This window comes from Micromonospora sp. NPDC048830 (genome assembly GCF_043198215.1).
Lineage (GTDB): Bacteria > Actinomycetota > Actinomycetes > Mycobacteriales > Micromonosporaceae > Micromonospora.
This window is the reverse complement of the sequence record NZ_JBICUP010000037.1, coordinates 50,771-73,158: the sequence shown is the minus strand read 5'-3', so window position 1 is coordinate 73,158 and position 22,388 is coordinate 50,771. Positions and strand designations below refer to the sequence as shown.

Here is a 22,388-nt window from a genome sequence, read left to right as displayed (position 1 = left end):
TCGCTGGCGGATCTCCTCCACGGCCTCACCCGGCCCGGCGACCACCGTCTCCACCGGGGAATTCACCGCCGCCACCACGACCGGCGTGCCCTCCAACAGCGGACGCACCTCGTCCACGGGCGCGGACACCGCCGCCATCGCCCCACCCGCCGGAAGCTGCTGCATCAGGCGGCCACGAGCCGCCACCAGACGCAGCCCGTCCTCCAGCGACAACACCCCCGCCACACACGCCGCGACCAGTTCACCCACGCTGTGGCCCAGCACGACGTCCGGGCGCACACCCCACCGCCGCCACAGACACGCCAGCGCCCACTCCACCGCGAACAACACCGGCTGCGTAAACCCGGTCTGCTCCAACACCTTCCCCGCCACGTCGGCATCCGCATCCGACGACGGGAACAGCACCTCCAGCAGCGGCCGCTCCAACTCACCGGCCAGCAACTCCGCGCACCGATCCAACTCCGACCGGAACACCGGCTCCGACTCGTACAACGCACGAGCCATCCCCACCCACTGCGAACCCTGACCCGTGAACAACCACCCCACCCGCGGACGCCGACCAACGGCCACCACGCCCTCAACCACCAGACGGTGCTGCTCACCGGCCAACCAACCCCGCAACCGGGCGACCGCCTCCACCGCATCCGACGCCACCACCGCGAGCCGGCACGCGAAGTGCGACCGCGTCACCGCCGCCGCCGCACACACCACCCCGAACCCCGGAGCCTCCACCGACTCCAGCAACTCCACATACCGGCCCGCCAACACCCGCAACGCACCCACGTCACGCGCCGACAACACCAACGGGTGAGCGGGACGGCCCGACTCCTCGACGCCGTTCGCGGCGGCTGCGTCGGGGGCCTCCGCCAGGACGAGGTGAGCGTTCGTGCCGCTCATCCCGAACGAGCTCACGCCCGCGATCCGCAGGCGCTCGCCACGCGGCCACGGCGTGGTCTCGGCGGCGACCCGGACGGGCAGGTCGTCCCACTTGATGTGCGGGTTCGGCGTACGCAGGTGCAGGTGCGCGGGCACCTGCCCGTGCCGCAACGCCAGCACCGTCTTGATCAGGCCGGCCACCCCGGCGGCGGCCTCCAGGTGCCCGATGTTCGTCTTCACCGAACCCAGCAGCAGGGGGCGGCCCGCCGCGCGTCCCCGTCCCAGGGCGCCGGCCAGGGCGTCGACCTCGATCGGGTCGCCGAGGGGCGTGCCCGTGCCGTGCGCCTCGACGTAGTCCACCTCACCCGGCTCGACACCCGCATCCGCCAGCGCCGACCGGATCAACTCCTGCTGCGCCAAACCATTCGGCACCGTCAACCCACTACTCGGCCCGTCGTGGTTCACCGCCGAACCCCGCACCACCGCGAGCACCCGGTCACCGTCACGCCGCGCGTCCGACAGCCGCTTCAACACCACCACGCCGCAGCCCTCACCACGGCCGTAACCGTCGGCGGACGCGTCGAACGTCTTGCACCGGCCGTCCGGCGACAACGCCCGGGTGCGGGACAGATAGATGCTGCCCTGGGGGGTCAGCATCAGGTGGACGCCGCCGGCCAGCGCGAGGTCCGATTCTCCGGAGCGCAGGCTGCGGCAGGCCAGGTGTACGGCGACCAGCGACGACGAGCAGGCCGTGTCCACGGCCATGCTCGGCCCCTGGAGCCCGAGCAGGTACGACAGCCGCCCGGCGGCCACGCTGAAGGCGTTGCCCGTGCCGGTGTACGCGTCCATGCTCGCCGGGTCGGCGGAGCGCAGCATCAGCGAGTAGTCGTCGGTGCCGATGCCGACGAAGACGCCGGTGCGGCTGCCCGCCAACCGCCCCGGCACCTGCCCCGCATCCTCCAACGCCTCCCAGGCCACCTCCAACAACAACCGCTGCTGCGGATCCAAACTCACCGCCTCACGCGGCGACACACCAAAGAACCCCGCATCAAACCCATCCACACCATCCACAAAATGCCCAGCCCGCGAATACATCCGCCCCGCCACCTCAGGATCCGGATCAAAAAACGCATCCACATCCCACCGACCAGACGGCACCTCACCAACCGCATCCACCCCCCGCACCAACAAATCCCAGAACGCACCAGGCGAATCCACTCCACCCGGAAAACGACACCCCACACCCACCACCGCGATCGGCTCGGGGGTGGAGCGCTTCAGTTCGTCGAGGCGCTTCTGCAGGTCGAGTACCAACAGCGCGAGGCGCTTGGGCGGCAGGTTGGCCAGCCGGTCCTGAAGCTCGCTCATCTATGCCTGTCCTTCTGCTGCTGATCGGTCTGCCAACAATCGGTCGATCTCGTCGTCGGACAACTGCTCGAGGTTGTCGAGCAGCGCCTCGAGGTCGTCGTCCGGGTCCGCCTGCCGCGGTGTCTCCTCCTCGGCCTGCCGTGCGCCGAAGATCGCCGTCTGGAGGTAGCCGGCGACGGCGTCGACCGTCGGGTAGTTGAACAGCAGCGTGGCGGGTAGTTCGTGGTCGAAGGCGGCCTGCACGCGGTTCTTGAACTCCAGCGCCATCAGCGAGTCCATACCGAGGTCGAACAGCCCCTTGTGCGGGTCGAGCGAGTCCTCGTCGAGCAGCAGGATCCTGGCCAGCTCCGCCGTGACGTACTCGGCGAGCGCCACCAGGCGGGTGACTTCCGGCATGGCTGCGTACCGCTCCCGCAGGCGGGGCTGTCCGGTGGTCGCGCCGGCCGGGCCGGTGCCCGATTCGGCTGGCTGCACCAGTTCCGCCAGCAGCGGGCGCTTCGCGCCGAGCGGGTACCGCTCCGCGTAGCGGGGCCAGTCCACGGGCATGACGCCGAGCTGCGGCACCCGGAGCGCCAGGACCCGTTCGAGCAGGCGGATGCCCTGGTCCGGGGGGATGATCCCGATCCCCCGGTCGGTCCAGCGCTGCTGGTCGCGGTCGGTGAGCGCGGCGGCCATGCCGGAGTCGCCCCACGCACCCCAGTTGACGCTGACCGCGGGCAGCCCGAGCGAGTGCCGGTGGTGCGCCAGGGCGTCCAGGAACGCGTTCGCCGCCGCGTAGTTCCCCTGGCCCGGCGCCCCGATGAGGGACGCGATCGAGGAGAAGAGAACGAAGTGGTCCAGCGGCACGTCGCGGGTGAGCGTGTGCAGGTGCCAGGCACCGTCGACCTTGGGCGCGAACACCCGCTCGAACCGCTCCCAGCTCTGCTGGTGCAGCACGCCGTCGTCGAGCACGCCCGCGGCGTGGAAGACGCTGCGCAGCGGCGGCATCGACGCCTCGATCTCGGCGAGGATCCGTCGTACGTCGTCCTCGCGGCCGACGTCGCCCCGCAGCACCTCCACCTGGGCGCCCTGAGCCGCCAGGGCGCGCAGCGTCTCCTCGGCCGCCTCCGACGGGCCCCGGCGGCCGACCAGGACGACGTGCCGTGCGCCCCGCTCCACCAGCCACCGGGCGACCAGCAGCCCGAGCGCCCCCAGGCCACCGGTGACCAGGTGGGTGCCGTCCGCCGAGATCAGCGCGGGCGCGGTCGGGCGCGGCGCGTCCGCCCTGGTCACGCGGGCGACCAGGCTGCGGCCGTTCCGCCAGGCGATCTGGTTCTCGCCGCCGGCGGTCCGGATGGTCTCGACGACGGCCGCGGCCGGGTCGTGCTCGTCGTGGCCGAGGTCGATCAGCCCGCCCCACAGGCTCGGGTGTTCGAGCCCGATCACGGTGCCGAGCCCCCAGACGGGGGCCTGGTGCGCCATGCCGGGTGTGGTCTCGCCGTCGACCGGCTGGGCGCCGCGGGTGACCACCCAGATCCGGGGCGACTCTGCCAGCTCCAGCGGGGCGAGCGCCTGCACCAGGTGCAGCAGGCTCGCGCAGGCCCGTTCGTGGGCGGCGGGCAGGTCCTCGGGCGTCGCGTACGCGTGGTCGAGGCTCCACAGGTGGAGGACGCCCCTGATCGCGGCGCCGCCCGCCTCCGCGAGAAGCTGGTGGAAGTGCTCGGGCCGGTCGGCCGCCACCTGCCACCCGTCCTCGGGCAGGGCCGCGTAGCGGTCGCCCGATCGGATCAGGTGCGCCTGGCCGCCCTGGGCACGGAGCGCCTCGGCCACCGCCTCCCCGACGCCTCCGGCGTCCGCGAAGATCAACCAGCGGCCGGGTTCCGGCCCGCTGTCCGTACCGGTCAGCTGGCGTGGCTGCCAGGTCTGCGCGTACAGCCAGTCGGTCTCGACCGGCGCCGGTGACGCGGAGCCCTGCCGCAGGCGCGAGGTGTCGATCCAGTAGCGCTGGCGTTGGAACGGGTACGTCGGCAGGCCGACCGCCCCGGCCGGCACCGGCCCGACGATCGCCGCCCAGTCCAGCTCCACACCCCGCACGAACAGGCCCGCGACCGCGGCAAGCATCTGCTGCCAGTCGTCGCGACCCCGTCGCAACGACGGCAACCACACCCGCTCACCGTCATCGTCCACACACTGCCGACCCGCCGCCAACAACACCGGATGCGGACCAACCTCCTGCACCACAGTGCAGCCCGACTCGACCAGGGCCGTCATGCCCTCGGTGAACCGCACCGGGGACGTCACGTGCTCCACCCAGTAGCCGGCCGAACCGAAACCCTCCCCCGCCAGGCCACCCGTCACGTTCGACACCACCGCACACTGCGCCGGACGGACGCCGACGCTCTGCGCCACCTGCCGGAACGCCGGCAACATCGGCTCCATCAACGGCGAATGGAACGCGTGCGACACCCGCAGGGACTTGGAGTCGACCCCGGTTTCGGCCAGCCGCTGCCGGACCCCTTCCACGGCCTCACCCGGACCGGCGACCACCGTCTCCACCGGGGAATTCACCGCCGCCACCACGACCGGCGTGCCCTCCAACAGCGGACGCACCTCGTCCACGGGCGCGGACACCGCCGCCATCGCCCCACCCGCCGGAAGCTGCTGCATCAGGCGGCCACGAGCCGCCACCAGACGCAGCCCGTCCTCCAGCGACAACACCCCCGCCACACACGCCGCCACCAACTCACCCACGCTGTGGCCCAGCACCACGTCCGGGCGCACACCCCACCGCCGCCACAGACACGCCAGCGCCCACTCCACCGCGAACAACACCGGCTGCGTAAACCCGGTCTGCTCCAACACCTTCCCCGCCACGTCGGCATCCGCATCCGACGACGGGAACAGCACCTCCAGCAGCGGCCGCTCCAACTCACCGGCCAGCAACTCCGCGCACCGATCCAACTCCGACCGGAACACCGGCTCCGACTCGTACAACGCACGAGCCATCCCCACCCACTGCGAACCCTGACCCGTGAACAACCACCCCACCCGCGGACGCCGACCAACGGCCACCACGCCCTCAACCACCAGACGGTGCTGCTCACCGGCCAACCAACCCCGCAGCCTCGCGACCGCCTCGACCGCATCCGATGCCACCACCGCGAGCCGGCACGCGAAGTGCGACCGCGTCACCGCCGCCGCCGCACACACCACCCCGAACCCCGGAGCCTCCACCGACTCCAGCAACTCCACATACCGGCCCGCCAACACCCGCAACGCACCCACGTCACGCGCCGACAACACCAACACGTGCACCGGACGAACGGACTCCACAACAGTCGGCACCACCTCCGGCGCCTCACCCACGATCACGTGCGCGTTCGTCCCACTCATCCCGAAGGAACTCACGCCGGCTACGCGGGGCTTTTCGCCGCGGGGCCAGGGGGTCGGGGCGACGGGAATCTCGGCCGGGATGTCGGTGAGGGAGATGCGCGGGTTGACGGTGGTGAAGTTGACCTGGGGCGGCAGTTGTTCGTGCCGCAGCGCCAGCACCGACTTGATCAGGCCCGCGACGCCGGCCGCGGCCTCCAGGTGCCCGATGTTGGCCTTGACCGAGCCCAGCAGCAGGGGCCGCTCGGCCGGGCGGCGCTCGCCGAGGACCGCTCCCAGTGCCGCCACCTCGATCGGGTCGCCGAGGGGCGTGCCCGTGCCGTGCGCTTCGACGTAGTCCACCTCACCCGGCTCGACACCCGCGTCTGCCAGCGCCGACCGGATCAACTCCTGCTGAGCCAGCCCGTTCGGCACCGTCAACCCGCTACTCGGCCCGTCGTGGTTCACCGCCGAACCCCGCACCACCGCCAACACCCGGTCACCGTCACGCCGCGCGTCCGACAACCGCTTCAACACCATTACGCCGCAGCCCTCACCACGGCCGTAACCATCCGCCGACGCGTCGAACGTCTTGCACCGACCGTCCGGCGACAACGCCCGGGCCCGGGAGAGGAAGATGCTGGACTCGGGGATGATCATCAGGTTGACGCCGCCGGCCAGCGCCAGGTCGGACTCCCCGGAGCGCAGGCTCTGGCAGGCCAGGTGCACGGTGACCAGCGACGACGAGCACGCGGTGTCGACCATCAGGCTGGGGCCGTGCAGCCCGAGCAGGTACGACAGCCGGCCCGCCACGGCGCTGCCGATGCCCCCGGTGCCGTAGTACGTGTCGATGGCGGTGGGGTCGTCGAGCTTGAGTTGCAGCTGCATGTACTCGTTGCTGATCAGGCCGACGAAGACGCCGGTGCGGCTGCCCGCCAACCGCCCCGGCACCTGCCCCGCATCCTCCAACGCCTCCCAGGCCACCTCCAACAACAACCGCTGCTGCGGATCCAAACTCACCGCCTCACGCGGCGACACACCAAAGAACCCCGCATCAAACCCATCCACACCATCCACAAAATGCCCAGCCCGCGAATACATCCGCCCCGCCACCTCAGGATCCGGATCAAAAAACGCATCCACATCCCACCGACCAGACGGCACCTCACCAACCGCATCCACCCCCCGCACCAACAAATCCCAGAACGCACCAGGCGAATCCACCCCACCCGGAAAACGACACCCCACACCCACCACCGCGATCGGCTCGTCGTGGGACGGTCGGGGGGCGGGGCGCTCACCGAGGGCCAGCAGCGCCTGCTTGACCGGCGACAGCCCGGCGGCGTCCCCGGTCGCGGCCAGGTGCGCCCGGAGCAGCGTCAGGGCCTCCTCCTCGGAGAGGGCGGCCAGCCGGTCGGCGGTGAGGGCTTCGGCGTCCGCCCGGGTGCGGGTCGTCGTGGCCGGGACGGGGGTGTCCAGCCCGAACGCCTCGCGGGCGAGGTAGTCGCTCAGGGCGGCGATCGACGCGTACTGGAACACCACGGTCAACGGCAGCGTGTGGGCGTCGCCGAGGGCGCGTTGGAGCCGGTTCTGGAGGTCGACCGCCATGAGGGAGGTCATGCCGAGGGCGAAGAAGCCCTGCCGCGGGTCGGGCGGGGTGTCGGCGTCCGCGCCGAGGGTGTCGGCGACCAGGCGGCTGACGGCGTCCACGAGGCGCGCGCGCCGGTCGGCGGGCGGGGCGGCGGCGATCTCGCGGACCAGCGCCGGAATCTCGGGGGCCGGGTCGGCGGCGCCGGGGGCCGGCCGGCGGGACTCGATCCAGTAGCGCCTGCGCTGGAACGGGTAGTTCGGCAGGACCACCCGGGAAAGCCGGTCGGCGGTGGCGGGCTGCGGCTCGGCGCCCTGGACGTACCGGGTCGCGGCGTCGGCGGCGTCCGAGGGTGCCGGTGGGTCGGCCGCGTCGGGCTCGCCCGCCAGGTCCTCGCCACTGGGCGCGGCGGCCGGGTCGACCACGCCGTGCGCGACGTGCGGGTCGTCCGCGCCGTCCAGCCAGGCCCGCAGCCGGTCGGCGGCGGTCGCGGCGTCCGTCGCGACGACGGCGAGGCGGTGGGGAAAGTGGGTGCGTCCGGAGGCGGCGGTCGCGCAGACGGCGGCGAGGTCGGGGGCGTCCGGGGCGTCCAGCAGCGTGGCGTACCGCTCGGCGAGGTCGCGCAGGGCGGCGGCGTTCCGCGCGGAGAGCGGGAGCATCCGGGGCGCCGGCGCGGGGGCGTCGCCGGCCGGGAGGTTGTCGTCGGCCAGGGTGGTGTCATCGGCCGGGGTGGTGTCGTCCGCCGGCGGGTCGGCGACCACCAGGTGCACGTTGACGCCGCCGAGGCCGAACGAGTTGACGCCGGCGACGCGGGCGCGTTCCCCGGCCGGCCACGGCAGGGGCGCCGAGGGCAGGACGAACGGCGCGTCCGCGAGGCCGGTCCGCGGGTTGACGGCGGTCAGGTGCAGGTGGGGCGGGATGGTGCCGTGCTGCAGGGCCAGCACGACCTTGATCAGGCTGGCGATGCCGGCGGCCATCTCCAGGTGCCCGATGTTGGTCTTGACAGAACCGAGCGCGCACGGCGCGGCGGCGCCGCGCGCGGCGCCGAAGACGCTGGTCAGTGCCTGCGCCTCCACCACGTCCGCCAGCGGCGTGCCGACGCCGTGCGCCTCGATCAGGTTCACCTGGTCCGGCGTGACGCCGGCGTCGCGCAGCGCGTGCCGGACGACGTCCTCCTGGGCCCGGGCGTTGGGGGCGGTCAGCGCCTCCCCGCGCCCGTTCTGGTTCATCGCGGAGCCGCGGATCACGGCCAGGACGGGGTCGCCGTCGCGCCGCGCGTCGGCCAGTCGCTTGAGTACGACCATGCCGCAGCCCTCGCCGCGGACGTAGCCGTCGGCGGCGGCGTCGAAGCTCTTGCACCGCCCGTCGGCGGCCATCATCCAGGTCTGCGAGAGCCCGATGTTGGCCTTGGGCGACAGCATGAGGTTGACGCCCCCGGCGAGCGCCACCTCCGACTCGCCCGAGCGCAGGCTCTGGCAGGCCAGGTGGACGGCGACCAGGGACGACGAGCAGCCGGTGTCCAGGGCCAGGCTCGGGCCGTGCAGGTCCAGCAGGTACGACAGCCGGTTGACGGCGATGCTGAGCGCGTTGCCGCTCACGAAGTAGGCGTTGAGGTTGTCCAGGTCGTCGAAGGCGACCGACGCGTAGTCGTCGGTGCCGATGCCGACGAAGACCCCGGTCGCGCTGCCGCCCAGCCGGGCCGGGACCACGCCCGCCCGTTCCAGCGCCTCCCACGTGACCTCGAGCAACATGCGGTGTTGCGGGTCCATGCTGGCGGCCTCGCCCGGCGAGATGCCGAAGAAGCCGGGATCGAACTGGTCGACTCCGTCGACGAATCCGCCCCAGCGGCTGTTCATCTTGCCGGGCTCGGCGAGGTCGGCGTCGTAGAGGGCGTCGGCGTCCCAGCGGTCCCGAGGGATCTCGGTGATCGCGTCACCGCCGGCGGCGAGCAGACGCCAGAAGGCGTCGGCGTCGGACGCGCCGGGGAAACGGCAGCTCAGGCCGATCACGGCGATCGGCTCGGCGGCGGACTGGGACGTGCGGGCCGGCTGGCGGCTGCGCTCCGGGGCCATACTGGCTCAACCCTTCCTTCGGGAGGTGCTGCCTACTGCTCCTGCTTGACGCGCAGGAAGAGGTCGACCAGCTCGTCGATGTTGGCCAGGTTGGCCAGCTCGGTACGCGGCACCCGGATCTTCAGCTCGCGCATCGAGGCCGAGACGATCTCGACGATGTCCAGGCTGCCGAGGGCGAACTCCTTCATGGACTTCGACGTGTCGATCGGCTTGTCGTCGAGCCCTTCGGCGTTGAGGCGGATGTGCTTGGTCACCACGTCGACCACCTGCTGACGGTCCATGTTTCTGTCTCCTTCTCGATCGGTGCTGTTAGCTGAGGTAGGTCTCGGCGACGATGTCCGCGACCTCGGGCCGGCCGAAGCAGACCCGGTGCATCAGGTGCTCGCGGGACATCGCCTCCCGCAGCAGTTGGCGCCGGGGCTGGCCGAGGGTCTCCTTGCTCAGCTCCAGCACGTGGCGGGGTTTCTCGGCGATGCGCCGCGCCAGGTCGAGGGCGGTGTCGAAGACCTGGTCCGCCGGTACGACGGCGTTGAACAGTCCGCGCCCGTCGAGCTCGCCGCCCTTGTAGTAGCGGGCGGTCAGCGTCATCTCGGCGGCGGTGCCGCTGCCCACGGCGGCCGGGAGCAGCGTCGTGGTGCCCATGGCCGGGGTGAACCCCATCCGCGCGAAGTTCATGCTGTAGCGCCGGTTGCGGGCGGCGACGACGAGGTCGCAGCACAGCGCCAGCACCAGGCCGCCGCCGACGGCGTGGCCCTCGAGCGCGCCGACGATCGGCACGGGGAAGTCCAGCATCGGCCGGGACAGCAGCAGATCCTTGACGTGGAGGGTGCCCGAGAGCACCCGCTGCAGCGCCGCCATGGTGGCGCCGGCGCAGAACACCTCCGGCCGGCCGCGCAGGATCACGACCTTGAGCTGCGGCTGCCGGGCGAGCTGCGCCAGGGCGGCCAGGAACTCGTCGCAGAGGCGGTCGCTGAGCCGGTTCTCGTGCTCGGCGTCGTCGAGGGTCAGCTCGGCGATGCCGGGCTCCGGCTCACGTACCCGAATGACCTGGAACATCCATCCGCCCTCGATAGCGTGCGAACCACGGCGGCGCGAAGCCCTCGCCGAACGACGTGACCCCCGCCAGGACGTCCGGGCGGGCCAGCCAGGTGGTGAACTGGTCGAGGCCGACCTCGATCTGCCGGTCGAGGTCGGCGGCGCCCACCTGGTCGTAGTAGCGCTTGGCCTCGGCCAGCGCGGGGGGCGCGGACCGGAAGATCCGCTGCAGCTGCGCGCGGAGGGCCGGCTCGACGGGCCCGTCGACCAGCTCGTCGACGAGGCCGTAGAGGTGCGCCTCGGCCGCGGGGACGCCGCGGGTGCTCAGGGTCATCGCCCGCAGCCGCGCCGGGCCGATCCGCAGCAGCAGGAACGGCACGATGGTGGCGGGCACCAGGCCGACGATCGGCTCGGACAGCATGAAGCGCGCGTTCGCGGTGGCCAGCACGAGGTCGCAGGCCGCGAGCAGTCCGACGCCGCCGCCGGTCGCCTCGCCGTCGGCCACGGCGAGCACGGGTACGCGGGCGCGCCGGATGCGGGCCAGGCAGGCGGGCAGCCGGCGGAGCCGGGCGCGCTCGGGAAGGTTCCCGTGCACGAAGAACGCCTCCAGGTCGAGGCCCCGGCAGAACGTCGGCCCCTCGGCGCTGATCACCATCGCCCGGCAGTCCGGGTCGGCGTCAACGGCGTCGAGCGCCCCCTCCAACCCGTCGATCAGGTCGAAGTTGATGGCGTTGCCGTTGGCGGCGGCGACCAGCGTCACGAAGCAGACGCCGTCGACGATCTCGGTGCGCACCGCGCGATCCACGCCGCTCAGCTCCACCGGTAGTGGCGGTGGTAGTCGCGGACGCTCTCCAGGACCAGCAGCCGGTTGCCCTCGTAGCGCCGCGCGTACAGGTCGCCGACGTCCTGGGTCAGCGGCTCGTACGTGCGCTCGTCGATGTTGGCCTCGCAGGCCTTCTCGATCTGCTCGTACTCCTCGACGGTGAGCCGGACGCGGGAGTCGAGGTGCGCGTCGACGTCGAGGGACCGGACGTACGCCGTGGCGGCCGGCCCGACCAGGCCGCTGTAGAACTCGGCCTGGCAGCCGGAGCCGTACGCGAAGACGGACAGCCGGTCACCGGGGTCGAGGTCGGTCGCGGAGTGCAGCATGCCCAGCAGGCAGATGAACGTGGACGCCCCGTACGCGCTGCCGATGCGCCGGGCGAAGTGGGTGCTGCCGGCGACCCGGGCCCGGTAGCTGGCCTCGATCGCGGCCTTGTCCACGACGCCGAGGCGGTTGAGCAGGGTCTTGTGCGCGATCATCGTCATGCCCGGGAAGGGGGCGTGGTAGATGTTCTTCTTGAAGTACGTCTCGAAGTCGACCTCGCCGACGAGCCGCTCGTACTGCTCGTAGGTCTCCTCCAGGGCGTCCAGGTAGGAGTAGAAGCTGGTCTGCCCGGTGATGATCTCGGTACGGGAGTTGGGCCGCAGCGCGTCGGACAGTTCGTTGGTCCAGTAGCCGGCCTTCTCCAGCTCCAGTTCGAGCACCTGCGGCTCGCTGCTGACCAGCATGGCGACGGCGCTGCCGCCGGCCATCAGCTCGCCGAGGTCGTCGTCCTCGGTCTGCACGTGGTTGCGGGTGCGGCTCAGGTCGCTGTTGATGACCAGGGCCTTCTTTCCGGGGCGCACGTTCGAGGCGACCCAGGAGGCGGCGACGCGCAGGGCGGCGGTGCCGCCGTAGCACATGTGCTTGACCTCGAAGTTGCGGCTGTGCGCGGGGAGCCGGCAGTGGCGCTGGACCCACGTCGAGATGGGCTTGCCGAAGTCCACGGCGGACTCGGTGGCGACGACGACCAGCTCGATCTGCTCGCGGTCTTCGTCGGTGAGCAGCCGCTCGGCGGCGTTGACCGCGAGGGTGACGGGGTCCTCGTACGGCGGCACGATCGCCCGGGACTCGTACGGCACCATCTGGCGCCGCTCCAGCTCGCGCAGCGATCCGCCGCGGGCCTCGGCGAGGTCGGCGATGCCGAGGTACGCGCGGCCTCCGTACAGGTTCAACTTCTCGATGCCTACCCGCATGGGGGTTGTCTCCTCGTTCCGAGTCAGTTCAGGTACGTCTGGTCGAGCAGCGCGTCGCTGCCCGGCTGGTTGAAGCAGATGCGGTTCATCAGCGGCTCGCGCGCGATGGCGTCCTGGAGGAGGTGGCGCTTCGGCAGCGCCAGCGTCTCCTTCAGCAGCTCCAGCACGTAGCGCGGCTTCTCGGCGATCTGCTCGGCCAGGTCGAACGCCCGGGCCAGCACCTCGTCGGCCGGTACGACCGCGTTGAACAGGCGCCGGTCGGCCAGTTCCCGGCCCTTGTAGTACTTGCCGGTGAAGATCATCTCGCTGGCGAAGTGGTGGCCGACCGCCGCGGGCAGCAGCACCGACAGCCCCATCGCCGGGGTGAACCCCATGTTGGCGGAGTTCACGCTGTAGCGGCTGCGGTCCGCCGCGACGGTCAGGTCGCAGCAGAGGGCGAGGGCCAGGCCGCCGCCGATCGCGTGCCCCTCCAGGGCGCCGATCACCGGCACGGGGAAGCTCAGCAGCCGGTCGGACAGGGCGAGCAGGCGCCGCTCGTCGTACTCGCCGCTGGCCATCTCCTTGAGCATCCGCAGCGTGCCGCCGGCACACCAGATGTCCTTCGTGCCGGTCACCAGCAGCACCTTGACCGACTGGTCGGCGGCGAGGTCGTCCAGCGCCGCCATCATCTGGTCGACCAGCTCGTAGCTCAGGCGGTTCTCGCGCTCGGGGTCGCAGATGGCGAGCCGGACGACGCCCGGCTCCACCGTGGTCACGTCGAGCACCTTCCGCGTGTCCAGTTCGCTCATTTCAGGCCTTTCGTCGGCAGGCGGTACTGCCCGATCTGCTCCGCGTCGAGCCAGCAGCGACGCCGCTGGAAGGGGTAGGTCGGCAGGTCCACCGGCGGGCGCGGGCCGCCGGAGAGCGCCGTCCAGTCGAGGTCGACGCCGTGCGCGTACAGGGCCGCCGCGCTCTCCGACAGCGTCCGCCAGTTGCCGGCCTCCGGGTCCAGCGACCGCAGCCAGCGGCCGGTCCCCCGGGGCAGGCAGCGTTTACCCATCTCGATCACGGTGTCCTTGGGGCCGGTCTCGAGGAACGTGTCGTACCCCTCGGCGGCGAGCGCCCGGACGGCGTCCAGGAACCGGACGGGCTCGCGCAGTTGCTCGCGCCAGTACGCGGCGTCGTGGCACACCCCGGACCTGAGCATCGCCGCCCGGTAGGTGGACATGAACGGGATGCGCGGCTCGCCGAACGGCAGGCCGGAGATGGCCTTCTCGAACTCGTCGAGGATCGGCTCCAGCAGCGGCGAGTGCGACGCGTACGACACCCGCAGCGGCCTGGTGAGGACGAAGTCCTCCTCCAGCCGCTCCAGCACGGCCTGCACCGCGGCCTTCTCCCCGGAGATGACGGTGTGCTCGGGGCCGTTGACCGCCGCGATCGCGACCCTGCCGGCGTGGTCGCCGAGGATGGCGGCGACGTCCTCGGCCGACGCCGAGCAGGCGGCCATCATGCCGGTCGGGGGCAGCGTCCGGGTGAGCCGGCCGCGCTCCACGATCAGCCGCGCGCCGGTCTCCAGGTCGAACACCCCGGCGACCCAGGCGGCGGCGTACTCGCCCAGGCTGTGGCCCAGCACGGCGTCGGGCTCGACCCCCCACGAGCGCCACGTCTCGGCGAGGGCGCACTGGATCGCGAAGAGCGTCGGCTGGGCGTACTCGGTCTCGTCGATCGGGTACGTGCGCTCGCCGTCGCGCGGGTACAGCACGTCGCGCAGCCGCCAGGGGTGGTGGGCGTCGAACAGCTCCGCGCACTGGTCGATCACCCGGCGGAAGACCGGCTCGCTGTCGTACAGCTCTCGCCCCATGCCGACGTGCTGGCCGCCCTGCCCGGGGAAGAGGAAGGCGATCCTGCGCTGCGTGCCGGCGGGAACCGTGCCCCGCTGCACCCCGTCGGGCGCGTCGCCCGCCGCGAGCGCGGCCAGCGCCGCGCGCGCCTCGTCGAGGCCGGCCACGGGCACCGCCGCGCGGTGCGGGAAGTGGGTGCGGCGGGCGTTGCTGGTGTGGCACAGGTCGGCCAGCGCCGGGGTGGGGGCGGCGGCGAGCCGGTCGGCGTACCGGGCGGCCTGCGCGCGCAGGGCGTCCTCGGTGCGGGCGGAGAGCGTCAGCAGCCGCAGCGGACGCGCGTCGGCCGCGGCCGCCTCGGCGGCACCGCCGGTCGGCGGCGCGTCGGCGAGGACGATGTGGGCGTTGGTGCCGCCGAAGCCGAACGAGCTGACCCCGGCGACGCGTTCCCCGGCCGGGGACGGCCAGGGGGTGCGCCGGGTCGGCACGCGCAGCGGCAACTCGTCCCAGTCGACGTGCGGGTTCAGCTCGCGCAGGTGCAGGTGCGGGGGGATCTCCCCGTGGTGCAGCGCCAGGGCCACCTTGATCAGGCCGGTGATGCCGGCGGCGGCCTCCAGGTGGCCGGTGTTGGTCTTGACCGAGCCGAGCAGCAGCGGGGCGTCCCGGCCGCGGTCCCGGCCGAGGGTCGCGCCGAGCGCGCGTACCTCGATGGGGTCGCCGAGGGTGGTGCCGGTGCCGTGCGCCTCGACGTAGTCGACCCGGTTCGCCGCGACCCGGGCGTCCGCGAGGGCCGCCCGGATCACGGCCTCCTGGGCCACCCCGTTGGGTGCGGTCAGGCCGTTGCTGCGGCCGTCCTGGTTGATCGCCGAGCCGCGGATCACCGCCAGGACCCGGTCGGAGTCGGCGAGCGCGTCGGTGAGGCGCTTGAGCACGACGACCCCGGCGCCCTCGCCGCGCACGTAGCCGTTGGCGCCGGCGTCGAAGGTCTTGCTGCGCCCGTCCGGGGAGAGCATGCCGATCTGGGAGAACGCCGCCGTCGTCTCCGGCCACAGCATCAGGTTGACGCCGCCGGCCAGGGCGAGCCGGGCGGTGCCGGCGCGCAGGCTCTGGCAGGCGAGGTGGACGGCCACCAGCGACGACGAGCAGGCGGTGTCGACGGCCATGCTCGCGCCGCGCAGGTCGAGCAGGTACGACAGGCGGTTCGCGGCGATGCTGAACGCGGTGCCGGAGAGCCCCCGGATCGGCGCGCCGCCCAGCAGGAGGGAGTAGTCCCAGGTGCTGATCCCGACGTAGACGTCGGTGGCCGAGCCGGCGAGCGCGCCCGGCACCTGCCCGGCGTGCTCGAGCGCCTCCCAGGCGACCTCCAGCAGGAGCCGCTGCTGCGGGTCCATGCTGGCGGCCTCGCCGAGGGAGAGGCCGAAGAAGCCCGGGTCGAAGTGGTCGACCTGGTCGAGGAAGCCGCCGTAGCGGGTGTTCATGGTGCCCGGGGTGGCCTGCTCCGGGTCGTGGTACGCGTCGACGTCCCACCGGTCGGCGGGCACCTCCGAGACCAGGTCCACGCCGTCGCGCAGCCGGGCCCAGAACTCGTCGGGGCTGTTGGCGCCGCCGGGCAGGCGGCAGCCGACGCCGATGATCGCGATGGGCTCGGTCCGGGCGCGCTCCACCTCGTCCAGGCGGGCCTGGAGGGTCTCGATCGCGACCAGGGCGCGCTTGAGCGGGGACAGCGCGGCGGTGGCCGCTCCGGCGTCATTCATGGGTCACCTCCAGGGCGGTGAGTTTCGCGGCCAGCAGCGCCTCGACGTCGGCGTCGTCGAGCGCCGCCACCCGGGCCACGATGTCGTCCTGCTCGTCGGGGTCGTCGTCGGCAGTCGGCGGCGGTGTCTCGGGCTCCCCGAACACTTCGCGGAGCAGGTAGTCGGTCAGCTTCGCCACGGTGGGGTGGTCGAAGGCGAGGGTGCTCGGCAGGCCGCGTCCGGCGAGGAGCCCGAGCGCGTTGCGCAGCTCGACCGCCATCAGCGAGTCCAGGCCGAGTTCCTGCAGCGGCTGCTGCGGGTTGACCGCCTGCCCGGGCGGCAGGCCCAGGATCGTGACGGCGGTGCCGCGCACGTACTCCTGGAGGACCTGGCGGCGCTCGGTGGGGTGCGCGGCGGCGATCCGCTCGCGGGCCCCGCCCTGGGGGGCCGGGACGGCGGCGGCCGGGCCGGCGCGGTGCAGGCGGGCGAGCAGCGGCGGCGGTTCGTCGCCGTGCTGGCGCAGGTGGGTCGGCCAGTCGACGGAGAACACGCCGGCCTGCGTCACGTGGGCGTCGAGCAGCAGGCCGAGGGCCTCGGTGGCCTCGTCGGGCGTCATCGGGCGGTAGCCCTGCGCCGCGAGGCGTTGCCGCTGCTGCTCGCTCATCCGCGCCGCCATGCCGCCGGCGGCCCAGGGGCCCCAGTCGACGCTGGTCGCGGCGAGGCCGCGGGCGCGGCGGTGGTGCGCGAGCGCGTCGAGGAAGGTGTTGGCGGTGACGTACCCGCTCTGGCCGGGCGAGCCGAGCAGCGCCGCGACCGACGAGCAGAGCACGAAGAAGTCCAGCGGCAGGTCGCGGGTCGCCAGGTGCAGGTTCCAGCCGCCGGCGACCTTGGGGGCGAGCACGCCGGCGAAGCGCTGCCAGGTCTGCCGCGCGAGCACGCCGTCGTCGAGCACCCCGGCGGCGTGGACGACCCCCCGCAGCGGCGGCATCGTGGCCGCGATCTCGGCGAGCACGCCGGCCAGGGCGGCCGGGTCGGTCACGTCGGCCTGCCGGGTGTGGATCCGCGCGTCGGGGTGCAGGGCGCGCAGGGTGGCGGCGACCTCCGCCGAGGGCGCGCTCCGCCCGAGCAGCACCAGGTGCCGCGCCCCCTTCGCCACCAGCCAGCGGGCGATCGCCGGGCCGATCCCGCCGAGACCGCCCGTGACCAGGTACGTCGCGTCGGGGCGTACGGCGGGCGGGGGCGCGTGCTCCACGACGACCTTGCCGACGTGCCGGGCCTGGGCCATGTGGCGGAACGCGTCCACGGCCCGGGCCAGGGGGAAGGCGCGCAGCGGCAGCGGCGACAGGCGGCCCTCGGCGAGGGCTTCGGTGATCTCCCGCAGCATCGACCGGACGAGGGCCGGGTCGTCGTCGGCGACGACCCCCAGGTCGAACGGGTGGTACGCGACGTCGGGCCGCAGCCGCGCGACCCGGTCGGCGTCCCAGATGCCGCGCTTGCCGATCTCGAGGAAGCACCCGCCCTCGCGCAGCAGGCCGAGGCTGCGCGGGATGAACTCGTCGGTCAGGGAGTTGAGCACGACGTCCACGCCGGCCCCGCCGGTGCGCTCGCGGATCTCGTCGGCGAAGTCCAGCGTGCGGGAGTGGAAGACGTGCCGGACGTTGAGGTCGGTCAGGACCGGCCACTTGGCGGGGCTCGCCGTGGCGAACACCTCCGCCCCGGCGGCCTGGGCGAGCTGCACGGCGGCCAGTCCCACGCCGCCGGCCGCCGCGTGGATCAGCACCCGGTCGCCGGGGCGCAGCCGCGCCAGGTGGCGCAGGCCGTACGCGGCGGTGCAGAACGCCACCGGGATCGTGGCGGCCTCGGCGTGGCTCAGCGCCGGCGGCACCGGCGCGACGCGGGCGGCCGCGACGGTGGTGTACGTGCCGAAGCTCTCCGGGGCCAGGGCCAGGACGCGCTCGCCCACGGCGAGGTCGTGGACCTGCGATCCCACCGCCACGATCTCGCCCGCGCACTCCAGGCCGAGCGGCCCCGCCTCGCCGGGGTACATGCCGAGGGCGTTCAGCACGTCGCGGAAGTTCAGGCCGGTGGCGTGGACGCGGATCTCGACCTCGTCCGGTCGGGGGTCCCGGCGCGCGGCCGGCTCGAGGGCGAGATTCTCCAGCACGCCGCGCTCGCGTACCCGCAGGTGCACGGGCTGCGCGGCGGCCGGTGGGGCCGGCGCGGCCGGCACCAGCCGGGGCACGTGGACGACGCCGTCGCGCAGCGCGAGCTGGTCCTCGTCGCCGGGCGCGAGGAGCAGGTCGGGCAGGTCCTCGGGAACCGGCCGGGGGTCGGCCGGGTCGAGGTCGAGGCAGGTGCAGGCGATCCCGTCCGCCTCCCGGGCGAGCGCGCGGCCCAGGCCCCACGCGGCGGCCTGCGCGACGGCGACGGGGGTGCCGGGCGTGACGGCCCGGGCCCCCCGGGTGACCAGCCACAGGTGGGGCGCCGGCGCGCCCTCGGCGGAGAGGACGCGTACCAGGTCGAGCACCGCGCGGACGGCGTGCTCGTGGGCGGACATGACCTCGTCGAGGGTCGGCTCGTCGGCCGCCGCGTCGAGGCCGGCCAGGTGCACGATGCCGCGCCAGGGACGGTCGGGGGTCAGGTGCCCGCGCAGCCGCGCCGCCGGGTCGTCGCCCGACTCGGAGGGCAGCAGCGTGACGTCGTCGCCCCGCGAGCGCAGCAGGTCGGCGAGGGCGGCGCCGCGACCGCCTCGGTCGCCCACGACCAGCCAGCCGCCCGCGCCGGGGGGCGTGGCGGGCCGGTCGGCCCGGGCGGGTTCCCAGGCGATCTCGTAGCAGAGGCCGGGGGCGGTCGCGCGCCGCAGGGCGCGGTGGTCGGCCCGCTTGAGCAGCAGCCCCTCGGCCAGCGCCAGCAGGGTGCCGTCGGCGGTGCGCAGCTCGACGTCCGCGACGGCCGTCTCGGCGCCGCGGGTGCGCAGCCGGGCGTGGCTCCACACCTCGGGCCCGGGCGACGCCAGCGGCGCGAAGCGGTCCAGCCCGATCGGCAGCCAGGACTCGGACAGGTCACCCGGGAACGCCGCCAGGGCCACCTGGAGGGCGGCGTCGAGCAGCGCCGGATGCCAGTGGTAGGCGGCGCTGTCCGCGCGGAGGGCGTCGGGCAGGGCGACCCGGCCCAGCGCCTCGTCGGCGCCCCGCCACAGCTCGGCGAGCCCGGTGAAGGCCGGGCCGTACTCGATGCCGATCCCGCGCAGCCCCTGGTGGAACCCCGCGACGTCGGCCGGCGCGAGCCGGTCCCGGAGCGCGGCCGGGGCCGGCCGCTCCCCCGGCTGGGGGGTGTATTCCCTTACCGTGGCGGTCGCGTGCCGGGTCCAGGGCTGCCGGTCGGGGTCGGTGGCCGGCTGGCTGAACACCTGGAACGTCGTCCCGTCCGCGCCGGGGGCCAGCACGACCTGGACCGGCCGGGGCGCGTCGTCGGGCAGCGCCAGCGCCTCGTGCAGCACCAGGTCGGTGACCTGTGCCGGGGCGGTGCCGGCGTGGGCGGCCAGGGCCAGTTCCAGGTACGCGGTCATCGGCAGCAGCGCGGCGCCGTGGATCCGGTGGTCGCCGAGGTAGCCGACCGTGGCGTCCAGGGCGGTGTCGAAGGTCGGCAGCGCCGTCCGGGCCCGGCGGCCCAGCAGGGAGTGGCTCCCGGCCGCCGGGGGCGCCAGGGGGCCGCCGGCGGGGCGGGGCGTGGGCCGCAGCCAGTGGCGGCGGCGCTGCCACGGGTAGGCGGGCAGCGCGACGGGCCGGCCGGGGCTCGGGTGCAGGCGCTGCCAGTCGACGGTGTGGTTGGCGCGGTAGAGGGCGGCGAGCCCGGCCAGGAGGGTGGACCGGGCGTCCGCGCCGGCCCGCATGGAGGCGACCACCACGCCGGCCTGGCCGCTCTGTTCGAGCTGCTCGGTGATCGGCCGGGCCAGCACCGGCTGCGGGCCGACCTCGACGACCGTCCGGGTGCCGTCCTCGACGCCCAGCTGCGCCAGCGCCGCCGCGAACCGGACGGGCTGGCGGATGTTGCGCCCCCAGTACGCGGGACCGAAGTCGTCGCCGGTGGCCGGGCGGCCGGTCACCGTGGACACGATCGGCACGGTGGCGGGGCGGGGCGTGACGCCGTGCAGCGCCCGCACCAGCGGCTCCCGGAACGGCTCCATCTGCGGGCTGTGGAAGGCGTACCGGACCCGCAGCATCCGGTTGGCCACCCCCCGCGTGGTCAGCGCGGCCAGCACCTCGGCCAGCGCGTCCGGGTCGCCGGCCAGCACGGTCGAGGTGGGACTGTTGACGGCGGCGACCGACAGCCGGTCGCCGTACCCGGCGACGGCCGCCTCGGCCTCGGCCGGCGGCAGCGCGACGCTCGCCATCCGGCCCAGGTCGTGCGCCTGCTGCATCACCCGGCCCCGGTGGAACGCCACGCGCACCGCGTCCTCGAGGGAGAGCACCCCGGCGACGTGCGCGGCGGCGACCTCGCCCACGCTGTGGCCGATCACCGTCTCCGGCTCGACGCCCCAGGAACGCCAGAGCGCGGCGAGCGCCACCTGCACCGCGAAGAGCGCGGGCTGGGCGATCTCGGTGCGGTCCAGCCGGGACCGGTCCTCGTCGGCGAGCACCTCGTCCAGCAGCGACCAGTCGGCGTGGGCGCGGAACAGCTCGTCGCAGCGGCGCATCGCCTCGGCGAAGACCGGCTCCTGCGTCATGAGGTCGCGTCCCATGCCGGCCCACTGCGCGCCCTGGCCGGAGAAGACGAAGACCGGGCCGGCGGGCGCGTCGGGGGCGACCGCGTCCACCGGGGCGGGGGCGTCGGCCAGGACGGCCAGCCAGTCGGCCAGTTCGGCGTGGCTGCGGCCGGCCACGGCCACCCGGAAGGGGTGGTGGCTGCGCCGGAGGCTCGCCGTCGCGCACAGGTCGCGCAGCGGCACGTCGCCGGCGGCCAGCACCGACCGGTACGCGCCGACCAGCGCGTGCAGCGCCTGCGGGCTGCGCGCCGAGATCGGCAGCAGCTCGGCCCGGTCGGAGTGGCCGGCGTCGGGTGCGTCGGCGGGGTCGGCGTCGGGGGCGTCGGCGGGGTCGGCGTCGGGCGCCTCGCCCACGACCAGGCAGCCGTTCGTCCCGGACCAGCCGAAGGAGCTGACGGTGGCGTACCGGGGCTGCTCGCCGCGCGGCCAGGGGCGCAGCTCGGTGGGGATGACGAAGCGCGACCCGGCCAGGGAGCTGTTCGGGTTCAGCGTCCGGAAGTGCAGGTGCGCCGGGACCGCCTCGTGCCGCAGCGAGAGCACGACCTTGATCAGGCCGGCGATGCCGGCGGCGGCCTCCAGGTGCCCGATGTTGGTCTTGACCGAGGTGAGCGCGATCGGCGGGGACTGCGGGCCGGCCGCGCCGAACACCTCGATCAGCGCCTCGATCTCGATGGGGTCGCCCAGCGCCGTACCGGTGCCGTGGGCCTCGACCGCGCCGACCGCGGCCGGGTCGACGCCCGCGTTGCGCAGCGCCTGCCCGACGATCTGGCGCTGGGACAGGCCGCTGGGCGCGGTCAGGCCGTTGGTCCGGCCGTCCTGGTTGACCGCGGAGCCGCGGATCACCGCGAGGATCGGGTCGCCGTCGCGCTGGGCGTCCGACAGCCGCCTGAGCACCACGGCGCCGCAGCCCTCGCCGCGGACGAAGCCGTCGGCGCTGGCGTCGAAGGTCTTGCAGCGGCCGTCCGCGGCCATCATGCGCATCTTGGTCGTGGCCATGCCGAAGTGCGGCCCCAGGGCCAGGTTCACCCCGCCGACCAGCGCGGTCCCGCACTCGCCGGCGCGCAGGCTCTGGCACGCCAGGTGCACCGCGACCAGGGACGACGAGCAGGCGGTGTCGACGGCGAGGCTGGGGCCGCGCAGGTCGAGCAGGTACGAGATGCGCCCCGCGATGACGCTGTGCGAGGTGCCGGTGCCGGTGTAGGTGTCGATCTGCTCGGGGTCGGCGAACTGGAGCCAGGCGTAGTCGTTGCTGTGGCTGTGCACGCCGACGAAGACGCCGGTGGGGCTGCCCGCGAGCCGGTCGCTGGTCTGGCCGGCGCTCTCCAGGGCCTCCCAGGCGACCTCGAGCATGATCCGCTGCTGCGGGTCCATCTGGTCGGCCTCGCGTGGGGCGATGCCGAAGAAGGCGGCGTCGAAGCGGTCGACCTCGTCGAGGAAGCCGCCCCAGCGGCTGCTCACCCGGCCCGGCGCGGCGGGGTCGCTGTCGTAGAGGGCGTCGGCGTCCCAGCGGTCGGCGGGCACCTCGGAGATGGCGTCGACGCCGTCGCGCAGCAGCTCCCAGAACGCCTGGGGGCTGTCGGCACCGCCGGGGAACCGGCAGCTCATGCCCACGATCGCGATGGGCTCGGTCCGGGCGCGCTCGGTGGCCTCGAGTTTGGCGCGCATGTCGCGCACCGCGGTCAGCGCGCGCCGCAGCGCCGCCGCCGTGGGCTGTTCCGTTGAGGACAT

9 protein-coding genes are annotated in these 22,388 nt (G+C 73.8%); all 9 read right to left on the bottom strand.

Translation table 11 applies throughout. The features are described from left to right. The coding region (locus ACGFIZ_RS26125; RefSeq protein WP_393423398.1) for a type I polyketide synthase at positions 1 to 2,244 on the bottom strand (2,244 nt) is incomplete at its 3' end. Further along, on the bottom strand, positions 2,245 to 9,252 hold the full coding sequence (locus ACGFIZ_RS26120; RefSeq protein WP_393423396.1) for an SDR family NAD(P)-dependent oxidoreductase: 7,008 nt from the start codon (positions 9,250 to 9,252) through the stop codon (positions 2,245 to 2,247). A gap of 32 nt (positions 9,253 to 9,284) precedes the next feature. Beyond that, entirely contained in the window at positions 9,285 to 9,533 is a 249-nt protein-coding gene (locus ACGFIZ_RS26115) for a phosphopantetheine-binding protein (protein WP_393423394.1), read from the bottom strand. A 28-nt stretch (positions 9,534 to 9,561) separates the two neighbouring features. Continuing rightward, complete coding sequence (locus tag ACGFIZ_RS26110; RefSeq protein WP_393423392.1) at positions 9,562 to 10,308, bottom strand: polyketide synthase; 747 nt, start codon at positions 10,306 to 10,308, stop codon at positions 9,562 to 9,564. Beyond that, positions 10,283 to 11,092 carry an enoyl-CoA hydratase/isomerase family protein gene (locus ACGFIZ_RS26105; RefSeq protein ID WP_393423390.1) on the bottom strand — a complete coding sequence of 270 codons (810 nt, stop codon included), beginning with the start codon at positions 11,090 to 11,092 and terminating at the stop codon, positions 10,283 to 10,285. Before ACGFIZ_RS26105 ends, ACGFIZ_RS26110 begins: the two co-directional genes overlap by 26 nt. 5 nt (positions 11,093 to 11,097) lie before the next feature. Then, entirely contained in the window at positions 11,098 to 12,345 is a 1,248-nt protein-coding gene (locus tag ACGFIZ_RS26100) for a hydroxymethylglutaryl-CoA synthase family protein (protein ID WP_393423388.1), read from the bottom strand. A 23-nt stretch (positions 12,346 to 12,368) separates the two neighbouring features. Then, on the bottom strand, positions 12,369 to 13,133 hold the full coding sequence (locus tag ACGFIZ_RS26095; protein ID WP_393423386.1) for a polyketide synthase: 765 nt from the start codon (positions 13,131 to 13,133) through the stop codon (positions 12,369 to 12,371). Next, positions 13,130 to 15,916 carry a type I polyketide synthase gene (locus ACGFIZ_RS26090; RefSeq protein WP_393423384.1) on the bottom strand — a complete coding sequence of 929 codons (2,787 nt, stop codon included), beginning with the start codon at positions 15,914 to 15,916 and terminating at the stop codon, positions 13,130 to 13,132. The genes ACGFIZ_RS26095 and ACGFIZ_RS26090 overlap by 4 nt, the downstream gene beginning before the upstream one ends. Then, on the bottom strand, positions 15,909 to 22,388 hold the full coding sequence (locus ACGFIZ_RS26085; protein ID WP_393423382.1) for an SDR family NAD(P)-dependent oxidoreductase: 6,480 nt from the start codon (positions 22,386 to 22,388) through the stop codon (positions 15,909 to 15,911). Before ACGFIZ_RS26085 ends, ACGFIZ_RS26090 begins: the two co-directional genes overlap by 8 nt.